The 21,200-nt window shown below is 57.8% G+C and carries 16 protein-coding genes; 4 read left to right on the top strand and 12 right to left on the bottom strand.

The window, feature by feature from the left end; all coding sequences use genetic code 11:
* Positions 1-104 precede the first annotated feature (104 nt).
* From AC1DIM_RS16640 to AC1DIM_RS16595, 10 genes are all read right to left on the bottom strand, one after another.
* Positions 105-1,982: a DUF4012 domain-containing protein gene (locus AC1DIM_RS16640; RefSeq protein ID WP_477711605.1), complete on the bottom strand. Its 1,878-nt coding sequence runs from the start codon at positions 1,980-1,982 to the stop codon at positions 105-107.
* A 2-nt stretch (positions 1,983-1,984) separates the two neighbouring features.
* Positions 1,985-3,298 (bottom strand): UDP-glucose dehydrogenase family protein, encoded by a 1,314-nt coding sequence (locus tag AC1DIM_RS16635; RefSeq protein WP_477711604.1) that lies wholly within the window; start codon positions 3,296-3,298, stop codon positions 1,985-1,987.
* A 66-nt stretch (positions 3,299-3,364) separates the two neighbouring features.
* Positions 3,365-4,816: a sugar transferase gene (locus AC1DIM_RS16630; RefSeq protein WP_477711603.1), complete on the bottom strand. Its 1,452-nt coding sequence runs from the start codon at positions 4,814-4,816 to the stop codon at positions 3,365-3,367.
* Positions 4,817-4,872: 56 nt separating this feature from the next.
* Positions 4,873-5,388 carry a serine O-acetyltransferase gene (locus tag AC1DIM_RS16625; protein ID WP_477711602.1) on the bottom strand — a complete coding sequence of 172 codons (516 nt, stop codon included), beginning with the start codon at positions 5,386-5,388 and terminating at the stop codon, positions 4,873-4,875.
* Positions 5,381-6,469 (bottom strand): glycosyltransferase, encoded by a 1,089-nt coding sequence (locus tag AC1DIM_RS16620; RefSeq protein ID WP_477711601.1) that lies wholly within the window; start codon positions 6,467-6,469, stop codon positions 5,381-5,383. Before AC1DIM_RS16620 ends, AC1DIM_RS16625 begins: the two co-directional genes overlap by 8 nt.
* A 19-nt stretch (positions 6,470-6,488) precedes the next feature.
* Positions 6,489-7,736 carry a lipopolysaccharide biosynthesis protein gene (locus tag AC1DIM_RS16615; RefSeq protein WP_477711642.1) on the bottom strand — a complete coding sequence of 416 codons (1,248 nt, stop codon included), beginning with the start codon at positions 7,734-7,736 and terminating at the stop codon, positions 6,489-6,491.
* 52 nt (positions 7,737-7,788) lie between these two features.
* Positions 7,789-9,258 carry an O-antigen polymerase gene (locus tag AC1DIM_RS16610; protein WP_477711600.1) on the bottom strand — a complete coding sequence of 490 codons (1,470 nt, stop codon included), beginning with the start codon at positions 9,256-9,258 and terminating at the stop codon, positions 7,789-7,791.
* Entirely contained in the window at positions 9,200-11,095 is a 1,896-nt protein-coding gene (locus tag AC1DIM_RS16605; protein WP_477711599.1) for a glycosyltransferase, read from the bottom strand. Before AC1DIM_RS16605 ends, AC1DIM_RS16610 begins: the two co-directional genes overlap by 59 nt.
* Complete coding sequence (locus AC1DIM_RS16600) at positions 11,092-12,072, bottom strand: NAD-dependent epimerase/dehydratase family protein (RefSeq protein WP_477711598.1); 981 nt, start codon at positions 12,070-12,072, stop codon at positions 11,092-11,094. Before AC1DIM_RS16600 ends, AC1DIM_RS16605 begins: the two co-directional genes overlap by 4 nt.
* Before the next feature lie 77 nt (positions 12,073-12,149).
* Positions 12,150-13,631 carry a tyrosine-protein kinase domain-containing protein gene (locus AC1DIM_RS16595; protein ID WP_477711597.1) on the bottom strand — a complete coding sequence of 494 codons (1,482 nt, stop codon included), beginning with the start codon at positions 13,629-13,631 and terminating at the stop codon, positions 12,150-12,152.
* 1,372 nt (positions 13,632-15,003) lie between these two features.
* Between AC1DIM_RS16595 and AC1DIM_RS16590 the strand changes: the two genes are divergently transcribed.
* The 4 genes from AC1DIM_RS16590 to AC1DIM_RS16575 all read left to right on the top strand — a co-directional run bounded on the left by AC1DIM_RS16590 (position 15,004) and on the right by AC1DIM_RS16575 (position 19,461).
* Entirely contained in the window at positions 15,004-15,630 is a 627-nt protein-coding gene (locus AC1DIM_RS16590; protein WP_477711596.1) for a TetR family transcriptional regulator, read from the top strand.
* Positions 15,627-17,234: an MDR family MFS transporter gene (locus AC1DIM_RS16585; RefSeq protein ID WP_477711595.1), complete on the top strand. Its 1,608-nt coding sequence runs from the start codon at positions 15,627-15,629 to the stop codon at positions 17,232-17,234. Before AC1DIM_RS16590 ends, AC1DIM_RS16585 begins: the two co-directional genes overlap by 4 nt.
* A 166-nt stretch (positions 17,235-17,400) precedes the next feature.
* Positions 17,401-17,826, top strand: coding sequence for a hypothetical protein (locus tag AC1DIM_RS16580; RefSeq protein WP_477711594.1), 426 nt, complete (start codon positions 17,401-17,403; stop codon positions 17,824-17,826).
* A 429-nt stretch (positions 17,827-18,255) separates the two neighbouring features.
* Positions 18,256-19,461, top strand: a complete 1,206-nt coding sequence (locus AC1DIM_RS16575; RefSeq protein ID WP_477711593.1) for an acyltransferase family protein — start codon at positions 18,256-18,258, stop codon at positions 19,459-19,461.
* 81 nt (positions 19,462-19,542) lie between these two features.
* Here the strand turns inward: AC1DIM_RS16575 and AC1DIM_RS16570 are convergent, their stop codons facing one another.
* Entirely contained in the window at positions 19,543-20,370 is an 828-nt protein-coding gene (locus AC1DIM_RS16570) for a COG4705 family protein (protein WP_477711592.1), read from the bottom strand.
* A gap of 319 nt (positions 20,371-20,689) precedes the next feature.
* A complete protein-coding gene (locus AC1DIM_RS16565; RefSeq protein WP_477711591.1) occupies positions 20,690-20,893 on the bottom strand; it encodes a hypothetical protein in 204 nt (67 codons plus the stop codon).
* Between the last annotated feature and the right edge of the window lie 307 nt (positions 20,894-21,200).

Below are 21,200 nucleotides of genomic sequence, written 5' to 3'. Positions count from 1 at the left end.
TGACATTGGGGTGAATCTCGTGTCCTGCCCAAGAAGACGATACCACCCAGTTCGTCACGGATCCAAAGTGAGTCCAAACACTTTACATACCGTTCACAGGCCCGTTACCCGGCCGGAGCGCATGCCGCAGATTCGGTACCCACAATCACGTCTTTGAGGTCCTGGACGGTGGGCGTAACCCGAACTTCGGGGGTGGTGTGTTGAACGATCTTGTTGAACTTTATGTCCACGGTGCTGGTTTCCCCTGGTGTTAGCGTCACCGTTGTCGTGCCGACGGGTCGCCCATCGTGACGGTTTGAGCTCACAGAAACTTGTTGGCCACCTTGACTCGCGCCAGCCAGATTTGCTTGAACCGGGCCATATGCCGTCACATTGGTTTGGACCGTGCCCGGCGCAATGCCGAACTTCCCTCCTCCAGTCACATAAGCAGGCAACGACGTTGCTGCATCAGACGGAGCGGTATTGGTGCTCGTGACCCTGACAGTGATTTGCGAGTAATCACCCGCAGGGCACTCCTGAATGAGTTGCACGGTCCGTTTCACGTAGTAATCCATTTTCGCGCCGGTGCCATCATTGAAGTAGACGCCGAACTGTGCTGGCGAGATGCTGGGTCCTGTGATGGAGCCGCTGAGCGGGTATTTGAAGATGAGCGACTGCTCGTCTCTATTACCGGACCAAACAAGTACCCGCCCCTCCTCGACACCCTGGGTCAGGCCACTGATGAGTCCTTTGGCATCGCCTTTACCGCTGGAGAGGGCGGAAAAGACTTCTTTGGCCACACCGGCGAAATAGGCGTCCTGCAGCTTCGGCTGCTTAATCTTTGCGTAGACGTCGGAGAGAAGCGTGGGCACCACGTTTTTGCCAGTCAATTCAGTGGGCAAGTCGGCTGCTTTGACGACATCCGATTCCGGCCCTGTCAGCCGCACTGGCCCGGTTGCTTGAAGAATGTAGCTCAACACTGCTGGGTCAATGGAGATGACCCCGTCAACGCGCTGCCCAGTCTTTCGCTCCCACATTGCTTGAGCCGTTGCAGCGGCCGTAGGAAAATCGGGTGTGAGGTTGACGTCCTGCATGTACTTACCCAAGCGTGTCGAATAGATCTGTTGCTGTTCCTGGTCAACGGGCAGGGCCGGAGACATGACGCCCACCTCCCCGGCACTGCTTTGCGCGCCCAAGGTCAGCCTTCCGTTCTCAACGCTCAAAACGGCCAGCGCTCCAGGGATGCCTCCAGAGGCCCGCGCCTCTGCGCTGTTCTGGATCATCACCAGGTAATTTCTAGAACCGCTTGCGCCCAGCATGGCAGGAGCTAGGCGGGCCGCATCCGCTGCGCTGTTGAGCGCACTGGTGGCCTGCTTAAGCTGCTCTGTCGCGGCTGCCAATGGTGCCGCAACTTGGGGAAAGAGCGAGCCGCCGTCGATTGATTCAAGCCTCTCAGACGAGGCTTGAACAGCGTAAGCAGAGGCTGCAACGCTTGGGGCAGCAGACTTGAGAGGCTGCAGATCGGTACCGGCGGCGTCAGGTAAGAGGCTGTTCCAGTCGAGGGAACCATAAACACTCACTAACGGCGCCAGCCCCAAACTGGCCACGTCGTCGGCGGAACGGGCCACTTCCGCTACGGCGTTGAGATTTGGTCCGACCCAGGGCAGACCTGACGCTAATGTCCATACAGGGTCTCCGACTGACTGCTGTGCGGCTGAGGTTAGGACCTGCAGCTCAGTGACAGTCCTCTGTGCTGATTCCGGATCCGATGCCGCAATCTCCTGTTTTAGCTGCGGGATGAGTGCGGCCGCGGCTTCCAGATTCGATTTGACGGAGTCGGCTTTTAGACCCAACCAACCACCTCCAGCGGCAAGGAGGGCAATTAGGGCAACCGCTGGCAGACCGATTGTCTTAAGTCGCTTTGACTTCTCGTCGGCTATGCCTTGCCTGTTGTCCTTCTGTTTGTTCGGCGCCAATTCGTCCTGAAGATGGTCGTGTCTCATGGTTAGGGACGGCCAAGTCCGCGGTAGGTCCAGCCCGCTGCCCGCCACTTGCTGGGATTCAGGACATTCCTGCCATCGAGAATTCGAGGCGATGAGACCAGCGTGGCGGCCTCGTACGGGTCGAGGTCGCGGTACTCGCTCCATTCAGTGAGGAGAAGAAGGGCATCGGCACGTTCGAGCGCGGTCTCTGTAGCTTCTTCGTAGTGCAATTCGGGGAACCGACGTGCTGCGTTGCCCAGCGCCTCGGGATCCGTGACGGTGACAACCGCGCCCTGGAGCTGTAGCTGTGCGGCAATGCTCAGGGCAGGGGAGTCCCTCACATCGTCGCTCTGTGGTTTGAAGGCGGCACCCAGGACAGTGATGCGTTGTCCCATGAGGGATCCGCCGCAGAGTTCGCGCGTAAGTTCGACGACACGGGTCCTTCGCCTCATGTTGATGGCATCCACCTCCCGAAGGAAGGTCAATGCCTGATCGGCACCTAGTTCGCCAGCGCGTGCCATGAATGCACGAATATCCTTTGGAAGGCAGCCGCCGCCGAATCCTATGCCAGCGTTGAGGAACTTTCGCCCGATGCGATCGTCCATACCGATTGCATCGGCCAGCAGCGTGACATCAGCTCCCGCCGCTTCACACAACTCGGCCATCGCATTAATGAAAGAAATCTTGGTGGCCAAGAAGGAGTTAGCAGCAGTCTTTACGAGCTCAGCGGTGGGAAGATCTGTGACAAGTCGTGGGGTGCCAGCTTCTAGTGGAACAGCGTAAACCTCGTCCAGAACTTGTACAGCAGGGTGGTCCTCGGACCCAGTAGGCGAGCCATATACAAAACGATCAGGTTGAAGGGTATCGGAAACTGCGTGGCCTTCACGGAGAAACTCCGGGTTCCAGACCAAGTGAGCTTCAGCTTGTACTCCGGCGACCTCGTTCGCAAGCCGGGCTGCGGTACCTACGGGAACGGTGGACTTCCCGACAACGACGTCACCCGCGGCGACGTAGGGCAGTAGACCGCGCAGGGCGCTATCCACGAAAGTTAGGTCTGCGGCGTTCTCCCCCTTCTTCTGAGGTGTACCAACACAAATGAAGTGCACCTTACTTCCCGCGGCAGCAGACATCTCAGTGGTAAATGACAGCCGGCCGGTCTCTTGGACTTCATGCAACAGATCTTCCAGCCCGGGCTCAAAAAACGGGGCGCGGGCCGCAGAAAGTTCGGCGACTTTGCGCTCGTCAACGTCTATACCGACCACCTCGTGACCAAGCTTCGCCATACATGCAGCGTGTACTGCACCTAGATATCCACACCCAATAACTGTAATACGCATTAAAGGCACCTTCCCCAGAGAAAATTCAACAAAAAAAATTAAGCATTAGAGGGCTCTGCCCGAATTCTAAAAAGCGCCATCGCTGGCGAACACGGCTCTAAAAGTCTTGAATAGAATGAGGACATCACCCATCAGCGACCAGTTCTCAACGTAGTAGAGGTCGAGGCGAATGCTCTCTTCCCAACTTAGATTCGATCTTCCGCTAACCTGCCACAAGCCGCTCATGCCCGGGCTGACATATAGGCGACGGTGAGCTGCATCGTCGTAGAGGGCGACCTCTCCTGCCCGCTGAGGTCTAGGACCGACGAGGCTCATGGTGCCGCCGAGCACGTTCAGAAGCTGCGGCAGTTCATCCAGGGAGTATTTGCGCAAAATGCTCCCTAGGCCGGTTATCCGGGGATCATTCTCGATCTTGAACAGGGGAGTGCTGGCGGTCCCCTGCGCATCGAGCAAGGCGCCCAGCTGTGCGTCGGCGTCCACCTTCATGGACCGAAATTTGAGCATGCTGAATGTAGTGCCTCGCAGTCCGACTCGTTCCTGGCGGTAAAAGACTGGACCCGGATCCGTTACGCGGACCAGAAGAGCGAGTATCAGGAATACTGGCGAAAGGGCTGCCACTAAAAGACCAGCAACTGTGATATCGAAGGCCCGCTTGGCAACTTTCTTACCACCCGTCAGCTTGGGCGTCGATACGTGGATGAGTGGGAGGCCAGCCACTGGCTGGGTATGAATGCGTGGACCTGCAATGTCGGTGAGCGCAGGAGCAAGAATCATCCCGATATCCCTTGCAGCGAGTTCCCAGCCCAAGCGACGCAGATCTTGGGGGTGCAGATTCACTCCGGCAGAAACCGCGACTGCATCGACGTTGGTCTCCAAAATGACGGACAATATTGATTCAAAATCAGTTTCCACTCCTGTCACCGGGACTGTGAGGTGCTGGTCGGTTACGGAGGCCTGGGATGCGCCCGGCAGGTGCGCTGCGACTGGCAGATATCCGGCAGCGGGAGCACTGCTAAGAGACCTGACGAGGTGAGCGGCAGAATGCGGACCTCCAATAATCAAGACTTTGGAGCTGCTGCGGCCATGCTTTCGTTCGATACTCAGATGCTGACGGATGAGCCATCGAGCGACAAGGAGTCCAAGAGCTCCTGCGGGAAAGGCTAATCCAACGAAACCGCGGGCTGTATCGATGCGAAGGCCGTACGAGACAACTGCCACGAAGCCGAAGAGCCAAACAGAGGCAGCGATAACGCGTTTGTACTCCTCGGATCCTGCACCCAACACACGGAACTCACGTGCTCCCCAAAACTCAAGCATCAACCACCATGCCACGGCGAGTGCCGTAGCGAATATCACGTAGTCGCTTTCCTGCGAGTTAGAATTTGAAACCTCAGTGAGCCGAAACCGAATACCGAAAGCACCCGCAACGGCCCACACTATTACGAAGGCGTCAATTGCTCGAAGCCGTCGGACGTATCTTGAACGCCAAGGATCAGCGTGAACTACCCCACCCCCCATATGCAGGATGTCCTTTCAAAAATTAGTAAAGCTAAAGGAAATGATTCTTACCAAGGTCATGAAATCGGGCGGACCTTCGCGGGAACTCCGACAGCAATGGAATTGTCAGGTACGTCCCGGATGAGGACGGCATTGGCACCAACTGTTACATTAAGGCCGACGTGGATGCTTCCAATTAATCGAGCACCTGCTCCAATCTTGGTGCCAGCGCCAATGGACGGGGAGTCCGCCTCGCCATGTGGCTTGCGGCCTGATCCGCCTATCGTGACACCCTGTTGCATCTCACAGTTGGTGCCGATGGTGACATCGGGTCCTATTACGACGCCCGTGGGATGAAATAGAACCAGACCGGGACCTATTGAGGCTTGCCAGGCAATGTCCGCTCCGGTCCAAAAGTGGTTGAATTGTTTAACCGTAAAGCCTAAAAGCGGGCTTAAAACTCCGAGCCGCGCGGAAAGCCGATACAGGAAGACCGCTTGGTACCGCATCGTTCCAAAAGTCAGCACCCTGTTGGGAAAGGACACATTTCCAGTCCCGGATATGCTGCAATTTCTTTCGAGATCCTCAAACATGTGTTGGCTCCAACTCTGGACGTTTTCCTTTGTAAATATGCATAGACAACGGACCAAGCTTGCGATTATCAAAACGCGCCAAGGCGTGGATTCTGGCATTTTCACCAATACGATTTCGCAGATCCTCATTCTCGATTAGTTCAGACACCAGCTCCTCGAGACTGTCTTCATCCTCGTAGAGGTAGCCAGTGATTCCATGTTCGACGAGGTCAACGTTGCCGATACACCGGGAAACGACACAGGGGATGCCTAAAGCCTGCGCTTGGATTACCGATATGGGCAGTCCCTCCCACAGAGACGTCGAGACGTAGATATCCAGATCTGCCAGCCGAGATAGGGCAACCTCCTCAGACAACCACCCCGTCACCGTCACTGACGCGGGAGAGAGCCACTCTTCAGCTTCGGCTGTGGTAGCGCCCCCGATCCACAGAAAGTCCGCCCTACTACTCAATGCCGCTGAAAGCTTAGAGAAGTTCCAAGGTGCCTTCTGATAAGTGACACGACCTGCACTTCCAATGGTTATGCGGTGAGAAGGGGCACTCCTCCCTGGCAAGGAGTCGGTTGCGATCCCGTTTTCGAGGACGAATAGGCGCTTGCCAGAAAGGCTACGACTAGCAGCATGACGCTCAGACTGGGATACAAGAATCATGGAGCTGCCAGAAAGGTGCAAAACTCGTTCGATAGTCGCGAGCATACGCCGCTTCCAATGGGGAAGGTCCTCCCGCAGAAAGGCGAAACCATGAGGACTGTAGTAGGTGATACTTTGACGAAAGGTGAAGAAGGCCGCGACCCGACCAATCGCGCCGGCGAACGAGGAATGCAGGTGGACCACATCAGGTTTTATCTCGCGAAATCCCCGAAGAATGGCCCCCAATAGCCGTATTCCGGCGAGAGGTCCCATTCCTATCCCAGGAGCCCTAATTAGCCGTATGTCCGGCCCCAGCAGTTCAATGAGTTTCTCAACTGCCGGCGTGTCGACCCTAGCGCTGTATATTATTGAAACAGCTACTCCCACCGAGGATTGCGACCTCGCAAGTTGGATGAGGGAGTTCAATACTCCCCCGCTGCTAGCCTGAGTCACATGAATTACTCTAAGTTGTCTAGACACGCGTATTTATCCCGTCTTCCTTGGAGTCAAGGATCAATGATTCTGATGTGGCTGGGGATGTGCGATACGTGTGCATAAAGATAAGACTCATTACCCCAGCTAAGGTCACCGAACATGCTAGAGCGGACAAGATGGCGGCGCTTGCTCCTATCACAGGGATTAGTAGAACGTTAGTGGCTACAGCGGCGCACGCCGCACCAAATTGAATAAGACTGCGAAGAGCCTGGCGGCCAAGCCCCATTAGGGCATCGCCGAACAGATAATGCAAGCCGTTAAACATCACTAGAGGAGCCAGCAGGAAGAGGTAATGGCTTGCTTCTGTATAACTACTCCCCAGTAGAATGGGGACAAGCGGCGAGGCAATACCTAGGGCAATGCTACAAAAAACACCATATGCAATGACCAAGAATAGCGGCCTGCGTATAACAGCCCAGGACGCGCGCGGTCCTGCTTGCCCGGCTCGGAAGAGCCGCGTGTTGAGCGAGTAAACTAGCGCCTGAATCGGGGCAAAGGCCATTGTCACTATCTTGCTGGCAGCCGAGAAGCCTCCAGACGCGGCTAGAAGCCCATACGAGGAAAGTATGTACTTGTCCGCGTCCATGTATAGCGTGCGCGAAGCCGTTCCCAAGCTAAAGAAAAATCCTAGGCGCCAGGTAGAGCGCAAACTTGCAAGACTATACGCGGGCCGTCCGATCGACGAAATTGCCCAAACTATCACGATAAATGCTGTCGCGGCCGTTGTAGCGGCGTACCAATATGACCATCCGCGAGCACTGGGATCAGGGATTAATGTGAAAACCAAAGCTGAGCCAACCCGTAAGGACCCGGCCAAAATACCACAAATTGCAGTCCGTCCGAGGCGTTCTGTGGCCTGAAAAACCTGTTGGGCCAGATCAAATAGTCGAAGTGTAAATATTTCAGAAAAGACTAGAGGTATCAGGACGGCAAAGAAATTCGGTCCAGAGACCAAGCCGAGCGCGAGTGCGACTGCAGCAAATGGAATTGCAGACACGAGTATGTAAATTAATGAAGTGCCAAGTTGTGCGTTGATGACGCCAGGCTCCCTAGCGCTCCTAAGCACCAATACGTTGCCTGATCCTAGGCCCACCAGCGAAGCCAGAACTGCTACGAGGGCCATTGCGCCAGCGAAGAGCCCGAATTCACTTGCTCCCAATGTGCGGGCAATCACCACAAAGTAAAGCCCCTGCGTGACAAAACCGAAAACATATGAGCCAAGCATGCGACTCGCGCCGGAGGTTATTATTCTCCGGATGCCCCCATCCCTATTCACGCTAAACACCTTTCGTAAAAAGTCGCGCGGATACTGCCTTTGACTGAAAACTAACTTGATGGTTTCGATGCCCGTATAGAATCCAACGAATCAAGAAGGATGCCAGGAATGTCATGTATGAGTATCGGAAGTCGCCCATTAAAGCATTAACAAAAAAGGACCAAAAAATAGAAACAATTAGCATGACGGATATTGGAAGGGCAGAAATTGTTCCGCCCAAAAAGAGACGCAACGACAGTGCGGCTATGAGTCCAAGGATAAAGGACATCATCACTACTCCAGTCCATCCGTAGTCGAGATAGAAATCAAGAAACGATGTCCCTGTGTTGGTCGTGAAGGGAGCGCCAAATATTTCGACAGAGTAATAGTCAAGGGAATGAGGAGCAACAGGCACAGGAAGTCCGAGTCGTTTCATCAGAGCGAATAGACCGGTGAAAGTATAAGCGCCGAGTCCTTCTGTGGGTGCAACCTCACCGCTCAATTGAGCAGGCGGCGCAGCGATTGCCAGATCAGAATTTATCCGCGCATTTAGGCCCGCGACGGAAGATAGTAGATACTGAGCGAGGGATTCAAGGCCTGTGGAGTTGTGTGAGGTGTTGTTCCTCTGCTGTATGGGATACAGCAGAACAGGAATCAAAACAACGCCTGCAAAGACTAGTGCCGCTAGCTTTCCCGTAGTCCTTGATGAGGCACGTTTTTGGACAACCCCAATATCCAGTCTGCGACTGTAGATGTACGTGACGACAAATATCAAAAAACACATAAAAAATGAGGTGCGTTGGAGGCTGAATAGGCTGTAACCAGCTGCCAAGATGAGAGGAATCGAGGCGAGCAACCGTCGCCCTGAACGCCAAAGTATGGCCCCGGTAAACAGGGACAGGTGGCCAAGAAAGAGTATGTAACCCAGTGTGCCTGTAACGAAGGAAGCACTATCTAAAGCGGAGCTTGTTGTGGCCAGACGGTCCTGTGAATATTGGTATTTATACTCATTGCCTAGGGCGCTAGAGGAGGAAAAAATCGCTTGGATACCACCCAAACGTTGTAGTACTGGCCACGCATCCACGCCTTGCACGACAGCGTAACCAGCGAGTACGACGGTCAGTATCTTATGGAAAAAGCCAACGCGAGTCGTCTGGACTTCCTCCTGCGACTTACGAGAAGCTGGAGTTTTTCCAACAATAATCCATCCTGTCAGTGAGCCTGCTGCTATGGCGACGAAACCAACCATGACCATGGTCCAAAGAGCCGAGGATAGGCCCGGGTTCAGGGCACCTGGCAGAGAAGCCAGGACCATGACCGTCCCCCAGGGAAAAACGAGTGCAGTGATCGGGTTGAGCCAAGGCATGCGCAGAAAATTGGCAATGACTATCAGAGACGTTGATATTGCGATAAATGCTAGAACCATGGTCGGTCTAGCCGGCAGTGTCGATGGCGGTCGAAAACGATATTGAAAGATTTCCGTCTGCGCCATCCCTTATTGCCTTGAGAATCACCGGGAGTTGAGTGGGTCCGCTGTGAACTAAAGTCAGGCTGCGAGCGGCGACGGTGAATATGAAGCGGTTAAAGCCAAAACGCAATGCCTGTGTTCTTGTTGTAATGCGAGATGCGTCGAAATGAACTCTATTACGCACCGCAAAATAAGCGCGCGCAGAATCGTGTGAATGTACAAGTCCGGCAAGGCCATTTTTGTTGCCAAGGCGGGACCATTTCTGATCGATTTCTTCAATGCGCGCATCCAGACAGAGAAGTACTTGTCCGCCCATTCGAGTAATTCTGGATGTATACTCTGTGTCGTCCTCGTATAGTCCGAGCTTCTTATTAGGCAGGCCAATTTGCCCGATCGATTGACGTCCAATCAAAAGCCCGCCGTACGGTCCGTATGGGACCATTCTATTTTTTACGTGCTGATTCGGCCTTGCGCTTTTGAACTGACGAAGCTTCTTATTGGCGAAGGCAACGATGTCAAAGTACATAAAGGATCCAGGCTTGGGATACACGTTTTCTACGCGTGCTCCGGCAAGGACTGCTTGGTGGTGGGAGTTTTCGGAGCGAACTGGGAGTACGGCTTGGGGTTTGCTGGATAGAGCCTCTTGCTGCTGGAGGACCGACAATAATGCTTCTAGGGTGTCGCCCTGACACTTATTATCATCATCCAAGAGCCACAGGTATTCGCGACTACTCGCGAGAAAAGCGTTAATACCCCGGGCGAAGGCTGGCGCAGAGCCCTCGTTGTTGTCGAAACGAAGGAGGCTTATTCGGCGATCGGATTGAGCCCAAGCATCCAATGCGTCCCGTGACCGCGGCTCCGATCCATTATCTACGACGATTGCTTCTGAGGCCCCAGCCGCAAGGGCGGCTTCGACAGTTCTTTGGACCATTTCATGGCGTGATCCGTAAGTTACGGTAACGGCTGCAACTTCCTCGTCCGTGACGCGACAGACGTTAGCCCCCAGGAGGACTGTCAGATATTGCTGGGCAGATTCACGTTCATCTTGTTCAAGTTCGACCCATTTTCGGTCATATAGACGATTTGCGATCGAGGGTCTACTCGAAAACGACAGAATGAATTCTTTGAGGTACGAAGAAAAGATGCGACTGAATCTTGAAAGCGACGAAGACTCATAATGAGAGTACATTGACATTATCCGCCGGTTGTAAGCCTCATTGCGTCGCAACCGCTGTGAAGACATAAGGCGAGACACACGGTAATACATGAGCCGATCGGGTAGCTTGCAAAACTTGCTTGATGCCCACGTTCTTAACCAAAGTTCTTTATCTTGCCCCCGAAGAAGTTCCTCATTGTAGGGATTCCGCAGGAACCATTCAGTCCGACCCATGACGGTGGGGTGAGAGAATGCGTTGCTCCTAAGGAATCCTTCCCCGGATGTTGGCAGAGCATGCTCGACGAACGCACCTATTAGCTCGGAATCGTCATCGATGAGGTACGCATTAGAGCCAACCAAGTCTAGCGTCGGGTCGGACTGAAAGGCCCCACACAGGATCTCAATTCTGTCGGGACGCATGATGTCATCAGCATCCATGCGTGCGAGCAAAGGGTGTTGTGCGTCCTCGGCTATGCGGTTCAGCGTGGCAGCCAAACCTATCCTCTCGGCGCTCTCGACCACTCTGATCCTGGGATCCTCGAAACGGCGGGCAATTCTTGATGTCTCTGGGCTCGGGCCGTCTCCTGCAAGTATCAGCTCCCAGTCCTGGTGAGTCTGCGCGAGTACGGATTTGATGGCGAGCGAAAGCTCTTCGCCCTGGTCAGTGTAGGGCAGGCCGATTGACACCATTGTCACGGCTGTCACGGGGAGACCCGGCCAAAGGTTTCGAGGATCGTCTGGGGCAACCCCTTCATCCAGCGAACCTCGGACTCTAAGCCATCTTGTATGTTGATGGAAGGTGACCAACCCAGAATCTCTTGGGCCCGGTCAGTGCTGCCCCCGGTTCGGAAGACGTCTCCAGGTATTGTCGCCCCGTAATTGATGTTAAGGGGGTGCTCCAACAGCGACTCCAGAATCTTTAGAGTCTCATTTACGGTGACGGACGAGCCGCCCGACAAATTTATAACCGAGCCGGGAGCAGGGGAAGAATCAAGCACGGCTAGGTTAGCCCTCACGATGTCGTAAACGTGAGTAAACTCTCGTACTTGCTCACCGTCCCCGTAAATCGTAATGTCTTCGCCTAGAAGGCCAGCCCTGATGAATTTGTTGAAAGCCATGTCAGGACGCTGGCCTGGTCCGTAGACTGTGAAATACCGTAGCGAGGTGGTGGGTACTCCGAAGTTTTTGGCATAGAGAGTGACCAAGTGTTCGGCGGCTAGTTTGCTGACGCCATATGGGCTCATAGGTTTCGGAAGGTCCAATTCCCGGGTAGGGTATCCCTCCGCGTCGCCGTACACTGACGACGAAGAAGCATATACGAATGATTTCAAAGTACTTGTCACTTTGGCCATTTCAAGAAGCCTCTGTGTAACGTCTACGTTGTTTCTGGTGTACGTGCCGAAGTCGGTGCCCCAAGACTTTCGAACGCCGGGCTGGCCTGCCTGATGAAAGACGGCAGTGGCGTCTGCAAATATGTCTGATAAGTCAGCCGTCGCGAGGTCCGCTTCGACTAACTGGAACCTCTCGTGTGTGAGTGACTTAGCGTTCAGCCGCTTTATTTCGGGATTGTAATAGTTTGTGAAATTGTCTACGCCGACCACACTAACGTTTTCATTCCGCAGGAGTTCGCGCGTGAGATTACCGCCAATGAATCCCGCTGCCCCAGTTACTACGACCTTCATTCGGTTATTCCAATCATCAATCTTGAGATTTATTTATAGTACGAATAAATGCTAAACGTACGATTATAAGGAGGTGGCTATTGACGCACGCCTGGACGAAAGCTTCTCGCCGGTCGATAGGTTCCGCCGTGGTCGTCAAATTCAGGCTCAGAGGTGTTGGTCAACGGCTCCACTTGGGCACTCGAACTGTTCTCAAGCTTTCGGTCCATGGTTCCTGTGCCGTAGTAACTGTATGCATAAGCGTCGGGTCCCTTTACAGGGAGTCTATTTAGAACGACGCCCAATAGTTTCGCATCGACCATACTCAATGCATTCAATGACTTCTCTAGGTCTTGGTTCTTCAGTTTCTGTGCCCCAACAACGACGAGGACGCCCCCCACGTGCTGTGAGAGGACTGCAGCATCCGTGACGGGAAGGAGTGGCGGGGCGTCGACGATAATCGTGTCGAATGTAGTTTCTAGACGCAGAATTAGTTGACGCATCTCTTCGGACCCTAGGAGTTCGCTGGGATTTGGGGGGATAAGGCCGGAGGCCAGGACGTAAAGGTTGTCGGCACCCCAAGGTTGCAGGAGGTCGTCAATGTCCGCGGCGCCCACTAGCGCCGTCGTGAGGCCTGCGTCTCTTTCTAGTCCTAGGTATTCGCTGACCATAGGGCGCCGCAGGTCGGCATCAACTAGGCAGACGGATTGACCGGCCTGAGCCAATGCGATGGCGAGATTAGTGGCCGTAGTGCTTTTGCCTTCGCCTGGTAGTGACGAGGTCACGAGTACCGTCTTGGCGTTCCCCGAAAGATTCKTAAACTGTAGATTCGTTCGAAGTTGCCGAAATGACTCGGCTCTTGGACTCTGTGGTCGGGTTTGAGTTAAGAGCGGCTTTCTCATGGCGTCCTGATCGAATGCGATGCCTCCAAGTAGGGGAGCGTCCGTTACTTGGCGGAGGTCGGACTCGCCTCTAATCCGATTATCCAAGGTCGCTCGTAAAATGGACGCCGCTAGACCAACCGCAAGACCTGCGATAAGACCGGCGGCTAAATTCAGCCGGGTGTTCGGGGCCGACGGAGCCGTCGGGGCAATGGCTGGCGTAATTATTGACAAGCCAACCGGCGAAGTCCCCCCTGTTTTGGGCTTCTCCAGCGTATCTACCGCTCGTATGAGGCTGTCGGCAACTGCCTGGGCCGTGGCGGCGGCTTGTACTGCTGAGGAGTTCTCAACGGAGATATTTATCAAGACTGTGTTCAGGTCCGTGCTGGCCTTGACTTGCTTTGACAATTCGCCCGGGCTCATCGACAGGCCCAGTGCATCGATTGCCGGCTGCAGTACGACGGGCGTCGTAACAGTCTTGACGTAGGATTGAACGCGGGCTTGACTAAACGTGTTCCCTTGCTGTAGCTCCTGAACGGTTCCTGAATTTTGGATGGACACGAAGAGTTGCGTATTTGCGGTGTACGTAGGTTTCACGAGCATGGTCGCACCGCCCCCACAGAGTAGGCCTAACAGGGTTGCCGTAAAGATTAGAATCCAGTGCCGACGCAAAAAGCGCAGGTAGTCGCGTAAATCCATACGGGGTCCCCCAAGTTGATGCAGGGGCAGCCCCACGGCACGCCCCCAGAACGGCAATATTCGTGTGGTCCTGCTTATTGTACCTGTGCCGCGTTTAGCTCAGCCCGCGCACACGAAATACGTCGCGGAACCGTAGCGTCTGCGCGTGAACTTGGTAAGGAAGCTTTTGCCGGCCAGCATGGCAATGGGTATGTATGCCTGGGCGCCGGAGATGTGGCGTTTTCGGCACTTGTGTGTCGGACGTCCTCCTGAGCTGGATGAGCTTGGGAACAGCACTTCGCGGCCGACGTCCTCCGGCGGCACCAGAAGTGGCAGGAGTCTTCCACTCCCGCACAGTCTCGGAGCTGGACTCTGGGAGGGAAGTGACCTTCCCCTCAGGTCACATCTGGCCCCTCGCTTTCGAGGTGTAGTTCTATGTGTTCTGGCCGTAGCTCCTGTGGCCCTGCTGCGGTTCTGAAAGTCCATGCTTACGCCTCTGATTGCCGACGGATTCCTCCTGCTCCACTTCGCCTTGGTCGTAGGGGCACACCGCTGAACCGCTTCTACTCCGGGCTGTCGACTAGGGCCGGCGAACTGCAACTCGGCGTTGCTCCGACCCTCACCCTGATGAGCGTCGCCCCGGGGCTCAAAGCACCCACCGCCCTACGCACAGTCGGCCCCATGGGCAGGGCCGGTGGCAAGGCTCGTCCTGCTGGCCAGGGTGTTTAAGCTGAGAAGGTGACGTTCCCCGGGCGTATTCTGGACCGACGGCCCCACGCCTTTGGCGCTCCTGATCAAACTAGTCATCGGATTCCATGGTCCTGCAGCCGGCTGGCTTCGCCGCCAGAATCCTCAGCTACCTCCAGCTGGCAAACTCTAGCCGCAACGTGTCCTACGGCAGTTATTTCTGGCACCTGCTGGTCCACCTCCGTCTGGTCCACTGGTGCGGTCGCTGCGGCTTCGCGTGCCGTGCCTGGCAGATGCGCCCACGCCGCGATGGACCGACATAAAGCTGGAGCCAGTCGTCGTCCGCTCCGGCTTCTGGTAGAGAAAAATGACGCGGTGGCAGAACCGCCAGCCCAATTTGTGTGGCGATATTTTGGACAAACAGTTGGATTTTTTGAGCAGGCTAGGGTGATTGACCGCGGGGATCTATTTGCCATCCATGCTGACCATTGGGGATTTTCCACAGTCGTCAAAGACGGCTACGAAACGACCGCGATTTGGCTGAAGCCAGGATTATCCGCGCCGAGTCCGTGGGCCCAGTTCGGCTGAGCCATTTCGGCGGCTGACACAGCCGTTCCATGACAGAAGACGGCGCTGCAGGTGGAAGGCAATTCCGTCTTCAATCCTTGCAGTTGTGCACTAACTGCAGCTGTGCAAAAATATCCCAATGTCCCAACCCTCCACTCCCAATCTGCGCGAACGTAAAAAGGGTGAAACCTGGACCGCAATCCACGACGCCGCAGCGTCGCTCACCCAAGATCGCGGACTGGAGCAGGCCACGGTGGAGGTCATCGCTGAGAATGCGGGGGTGTCACCCCGGACGTTCTTCAACTATTTCCCTGCCAAGGAGGACGCGGTCCTGGGCCTCCGCGAACCGGTCCTGGATCCTGCTGAAGCCGCGAAACTCGAGGGCGCGACCGACCTTCTTGGCCAGGTGTCCCTGCTCTTGGTTTCCGTGGCCCGGTCAGCGCTGGGCGGCACGGATACCCGGCGGCGCCGCGAATTGCTGCAGCGGTACCCGAACCTGCACCGCCGCCAGATGGAGTATATGACCAAGGGTGAAGCCCTGGTCTGCGAAGCAGTTGTGGCTGCACTGGCACACGATCCGTCCTGGTCCGGCGGCGCCGGAGGATTTGGCCCCGGGGAGACCGCGCGGATGCTGGTCATGCTCGCCGCCGTTCCCGCAAAGTTCACCGCGACATCCCCCGACTTTGACCCCGCCGCAGGGCTTACCCCCGCGGAACTGGCCCCAGGCCTCGCACTCTTTCACCACTTGCAAAGGAAACTCTCATGACCAGTTCCACCGCCCCGGACGCGGCGAAACCCCCGGAGAAACAGCACATCGTCCTGCTGTTCGTCGGCCTGATGCTCTCCATGCTTCTCGCGTCGCTCAACCAGACCGTGCTTAGCACAGCGCTCCCCACCATCGTGGGCGAACTCCACGGGGTCAGCGACATGCTCTGGGTCATCACCGCCTTCATCCTGGCCTCCACCGTCACCATGCCCGTCTACGGCAAACTCGGTGACCTGATGGGCCGCAAGTCCCTGCTGATCGCCGCCATCATGCTGTTCATGATCGGTTCCGTCATCGGCGCGCTGGCCAACGACATGGGCATGCTCATCACCGCCCGAGTCATCCAGGGCCTGGGCGGCGGCGGTCTCATGATCCTCTCGCAGGCCGTGATCGCCGACGTGGTTCCGGCCCGCGAACGCGGCAAATACATGGGCCTGATGGGCGGTGTCTTCGCCATCTCCTCCGTGGCCGGACCGCTGCTGGGAGGCTGGTTCACCGAGGGGCCCGGCTGGCGCTGGGTTTTCTGGATCAACGTCCCCTTGGGGCTGCTGGCCCTCGCCGGTGCTTTCTTCTTCCTGAAACTGCCCAAGCACACCGGAAAGCCGAAGCTGGACCTCGGTGGCATGCTCCTGCTGGCCATCGCGACCACGGCCCTGGTGCTCTTCGCCACCTGGGGCGGCAGCAAGTACGACTGGACTGACCCCATCATCCTGTCCCTGATCGCCGTCACCGTCGTGGCCGCCGTCGCGTTCGTCTTCGTCGAGCGCCGCACCGCGGAGCCCATCATCCCGCTGCACCTGTTCAAGGACCTGAACTTCAACCTCTCCACCTTCGCGGGCCTGCTGATCGGCGTGGCCATGTTCGGCGCCATCGGCTACCTCCCGACGTACCTCCAAATGGCGTTCAGCGTCAACGCCACCGAATCCGGCCTGCTGATGATCCCCATGATGGGCGCCCTCCTGGTGGCCTCCGTGGGCTCCGGCCAGCTGGTCAGCAGGACGGGCCGGTACAAGTGGATGCCGATCGCCGGTTCGCTGCTGGTGGCCGTGGCCCTGGTGCTGTTGTCCACCCTCAAGCCCGGACAGCCGMTCTGGGAAATCTGCGCCTACCTCGCCGTGATGGGCGTTGGGCTCGGCCTGAGCATGCAGATACTGGTCCTGATCGTCCAGAACTCCTTTCCGCTGCGGGAAGTGGGCACCGCCACGGCGTCCAACAACTTCTTCCGCCAGATCGGCGCCACCCTCGGTTCAGCCGTTGTGGGAAGCCTGTTCGCGAGCCGGCTGGCAGACCTCCTCAGCGAGCGCCTGCCCGCCGCCGCAACCGGCGGTGGCACAACGGGCGGGTCGAACTCGCTCACCCCGGCGGTGGTCAACCACCTGCCGGCTGAGATCAAGGACCTGATCGTCTCCTCCTACAGTGACGCGTTGACTCCCATCTTCATCTGGATGGTCCCGCTGGCCGTTATCGCCGCCGTCGTGCTCGTCTTCATCAAGGAAAAGCCGCTGGCCACCGCCATTGAGCACGACGTCCTGTCCGAGTCGATCTCCGAAGGCAACATCCTCATCACCGCCGACGACGATGAGACTGCCACCGCGTCGCGTTAGGGTCCGGGAGAACTGCGCTCTTCGGCTTGCAGCAGGTCTCAGTTGCGTGCCATGGTCTTGTTTGGGCGCAGTGGCACTGCCTCGCCCGGCTCCGGCAGTGGGCGACGCGTCAGTGGTACTCGACCCTACGTAGGAGGCCAAACCATCAGTTCGTTACCATGTCTTCATGAGGGCGTCTGAAGAGCACAAACGACACAACGAAGAGACGGACCGGCTGATAGGGCTGCTGAAGCAGAAGGAAAGAGAACTCGCGGCGTTGGCAGCTGCGGAACCTGTTGGGACCGCGGCCATGAAAATCCACATCGTTCTGGTCACGCGCAACGAGGCGTTGCTGGCTGCCGGCGAGGCCGTAGTAGCGACGCGTACGGCACTGGCCGAGCATGTTCGGAAGTCGACCCACCTCGTCAGGAATTACAGGATTCTGGACGTCGAGGAGGGGTCTGAACTCGATCACTTCACTGAAGACTACGAACTGGCGCCGTGGAACGCTTCAAAGCGGATGGGCGAAAAGCAGATCAGCAGCTACAACTTAGAGGAACAGTTGCCGGATGAAAGTTGGGTTTCCTATTATCCGTCAAGAGGCGAGCAGTAGGAACCGGCCGTATGCGCCGTGAACTTACGCCGTGGGTAAAAGACACTCTTCTGGTGACGGAAAATCTACGGTGACCACAAAGGAGATTCAGGTTGGCGACATGGCCTGCGGCAGGCAACGTGCGCCTCATGTAGTCCCAATCGCCGGTCGAGCGAGCCGCCCGGAGGGTAAGCGAATCTAGGCGTCGGGCTAAAAGTGCTCCGCGCAACGTACGCGGCGGTCGACAAGCCGCCGCCGTCGGCATTTGGTACGGAGTCACATGGTTAGGCCATCCGGCGGTCAGAGGTTCTTGTGCTGTTTAGTCCCCAGTCAGAGATCGTATGAGGCACGAAAGTTCGGGCGCGTAACCTTCGTGTCTAGAGCCTCACGCTAAGGGTTTACCCAGCCGGCACTTAGCGTAGTTATAGAAACGTTATGTAGTCTGGATGAGTGAATTTCTGGTCAAGTAGTGGAACCCCGACAACAGCGAACGGTCCGATTGCGCCCGGAGACGGGCTCATCTCCGGACGGAAACACGCCCTGGACGGGCTGCGAACCATCGCGGTCATCGGCGTCTTCCTCTTCCATACCGTGACGGAACTCGTCCCCGGCGGATCGATCGGCGTGGACGTGTTCTTCACGCTCAGCGGCTTTGTGATCACCCTCCTGATCATGAAGGAGTACCGGTCCACGGGCCGGCTGAAGCTGGGCGTCTTCTATGCCAAACGGCTGGCCCGGCTCTGGCCGGCGCTGCTGGCGGTCTGCGCCGTGGTGGTCGCTGGGGGACTGGTCTTCCCCCAGTCAGGGTGGGGCGGCCAGGCCGCCGACGCCATCCCGGCGGCCGGCTACGTCATGAACCTGTCCAACTTCGGGATGTTCGGCGCCTCCACCGGCGGCAACGCGCTGAGCCCCACCTGGACCCTGGCCGTCGAGGAGCAGTTCTACCTGGTCTGGCCGGTGGTCCTGCTGGTGATGCTGCGGTTCTGGAAGGTCCGCACCGTCGCCTGGCTGACCGCCGTCCTCGCAGCCGGGTTCCTGGTCTCACGGCTCCTCCTGGTGCTGGACGGGGCGCCCCTTGCCCGGCTGTACAACGGGCCGGACACCAGGGCCGACCAGCTCCTGCTCGGGTGCACCCTGGCCCTGGTGTTTACCTCCGTCAGCCCGGGCTCCCGCGTCCATGCCACCTTCCAGGCCGGTGCCCGCTGGGCCGGCCCGCTCGCCGGGCTCGCCCTGGTGGCCGCCGTGTTCGCCCTCAAGGAGCCGATTGAGGCCGGCACCTGGTTCGATGTCTTCTGGAGCGGCGGTCCCACCGTCCTGGCGCTGCTGGCCGGACTGGTCATCGGCTCGCTGGTCCTCCGCCCGGCCGGCCTCGCCTCACGCATCCTGAGCCACCCCTGGCTCGCCAACCCCGGCCGCGACCTCTCCTACGCCGCCTACCTCTGGCACCTGCCCGTCTACCTCCTGCTGATACCGCTCGTCCCGTCACTCTGGCTCCGCGTCCCGCTCGCGGCAGCGCTGACCGTGCTGATGGCCTGGCTCTCCTTCAGGTTTGTGGAGCGCCCCATCCGCCGCTGGGCCTCCAAAAGGTTGGAGCCCGACGTCGTCCGTTCTGTTCCGGAGCGCGTCCGGGAGCTGGAGCCCGCCGGGACGCCGTAGCGACACCGAGCTTGTGTGGCGACGGCTCAGCGGCGGTCGAGGACCCGGGCTGGGTTCCCGCCGAGCTGTGACCGGGCGCCGTCAGCCTCTCTTGCCTGCGATGGACTGGGAGGCAACCACGGCCGCGATGCACAAGGCGAGCCCCAAACTGACCGGCCCTGTTCCCCAGTCCAGGCCGCCACGGTCCGCGCCCACGGCGGTCCAGTCCGCGAAGGACGCTCCCAGCGGGCGGGTGAGGATGTAGATGGACCAGAACGCCGGGATGGCGGCGATCCAGCGGCGCCAGTACGCCAGCGCGGCCACGCCTATCACCGCAGCGAAGAGGATGCCGGACGCGAAGTAGCCAAGATCCAGGCTGTACGCGGTCATATCGCCGGCGGCGGTGCCCAGGGCGAAGGCCGCCAGGACGGCCGCCCAGTAGAAGACCTCGCGGCGCCGGGTGTCCACGCTGTGGATGGACAGCGTCTTTTCGGTCCGGAACCAGATGACGAACACTGCCGAGAGCACTGCCAGGAAGAACACCGCCGATGCCGCATAGGGCACACCCAGCACCACGTGCACGGCGTCCGCGGCCATGGTGCCGAACACACTCACCATCACCACCGCCAGCCAGTAGACCCACGCAATATAGCGCCGGACGGCAAACTGGAGGATCAGTGAACCGGCCAGGCCGATGGCGCCGAGCGCCAGCGCCACGGCCGGGTCCAGATGGTGGACCAGGAAGTCCGAGGTGGTCTCGCCCATGCCGGTGGTGAGCACTTTGGCCACCCAGAACCAGGCCGTGATTTCCGGGACCTTGACCAGGGCGTTGCGTGCGGGGCCGCCCGTCCGGGGTGAGGGGCTGCCGGTGTCCAGGACAGCTGTCGTGGCGCCGTGGGGCGGTGTGTTCTCCTGCGCGGGTTCAGTCATGCGGTGATTATGGCTTATGGACCCGGCAGTTTCCTGAACAGCCTTTTCATCCTGGTAGACGGGCGCGCGCCCGTTGGAAAGGACCGGGACCCAGCGGCCGGGAGACTTCGGATCAGGCTGCGCACGTAGGGGACGCGTCCACCACGCGGGTCAGGACGGCGGATCGGTGTGCTCGGCGCACCGCACGGTGGCAATCAGCGGGCCGCCGCCGTCGCCCTTTCGGTAGCGGGTCACGTGGGTAGTGGTCTTGCCAGGCCACTTCATCCGCGTGTATCTGCAAAGCCGCGGCCAGTGGGGGCAGTAGTTGTGCCCGCTGGCGCTACTTGTCCGCTTCCCCGGGGCGGCGTGACTGCGCCCGGATTTCCGCTTCCTCCTCGTATTCGCGCAGGTCGTTGGCTTGGTCGGCGGCATCACCGTGCCACTCCTCGCCGCTGATCTGGTGCTCGAACTCATGGGTGGGCTGCTGGTCCTCAAGGGCTTCGACTTTCTCGTCGATCTTTTTCTGGCTGGACTCTTCGCTCATGACGCTGCCTCTACCTTTTCTTCGGTGTTGCTGCTAGGGACTACAACCTTCCCCTTGCCACCAGCTTAGGTCTGGCAGCACATTTTTGGTGGTTAGGCGGATTTTGGTGGTCAGGCGAGGCCGGGGCTTTGTGCCCTACATCCGGTTCCGGACCGGACCTAATACGAAAGTAAGGCGACTCAGGCTGCGGTGGCCGGGGTGATGGTGACGTCGTAGCCGAGGCTGTTGAGTTTTTTGATGGCGTTGTTTTTGGCTTTGATCGGGTCCATGCGGGTGAAGTGGTCGGCGCCGGGGTCGGCGTAGCATT

This window comes from Pseudarthrobacter sp. 01T43, assembly GCF_056398665.1.
Note: the sequence above shows the minus strand (reverse complement) of the source record. Positions and strands in the feature narration are given on the sequence as shown.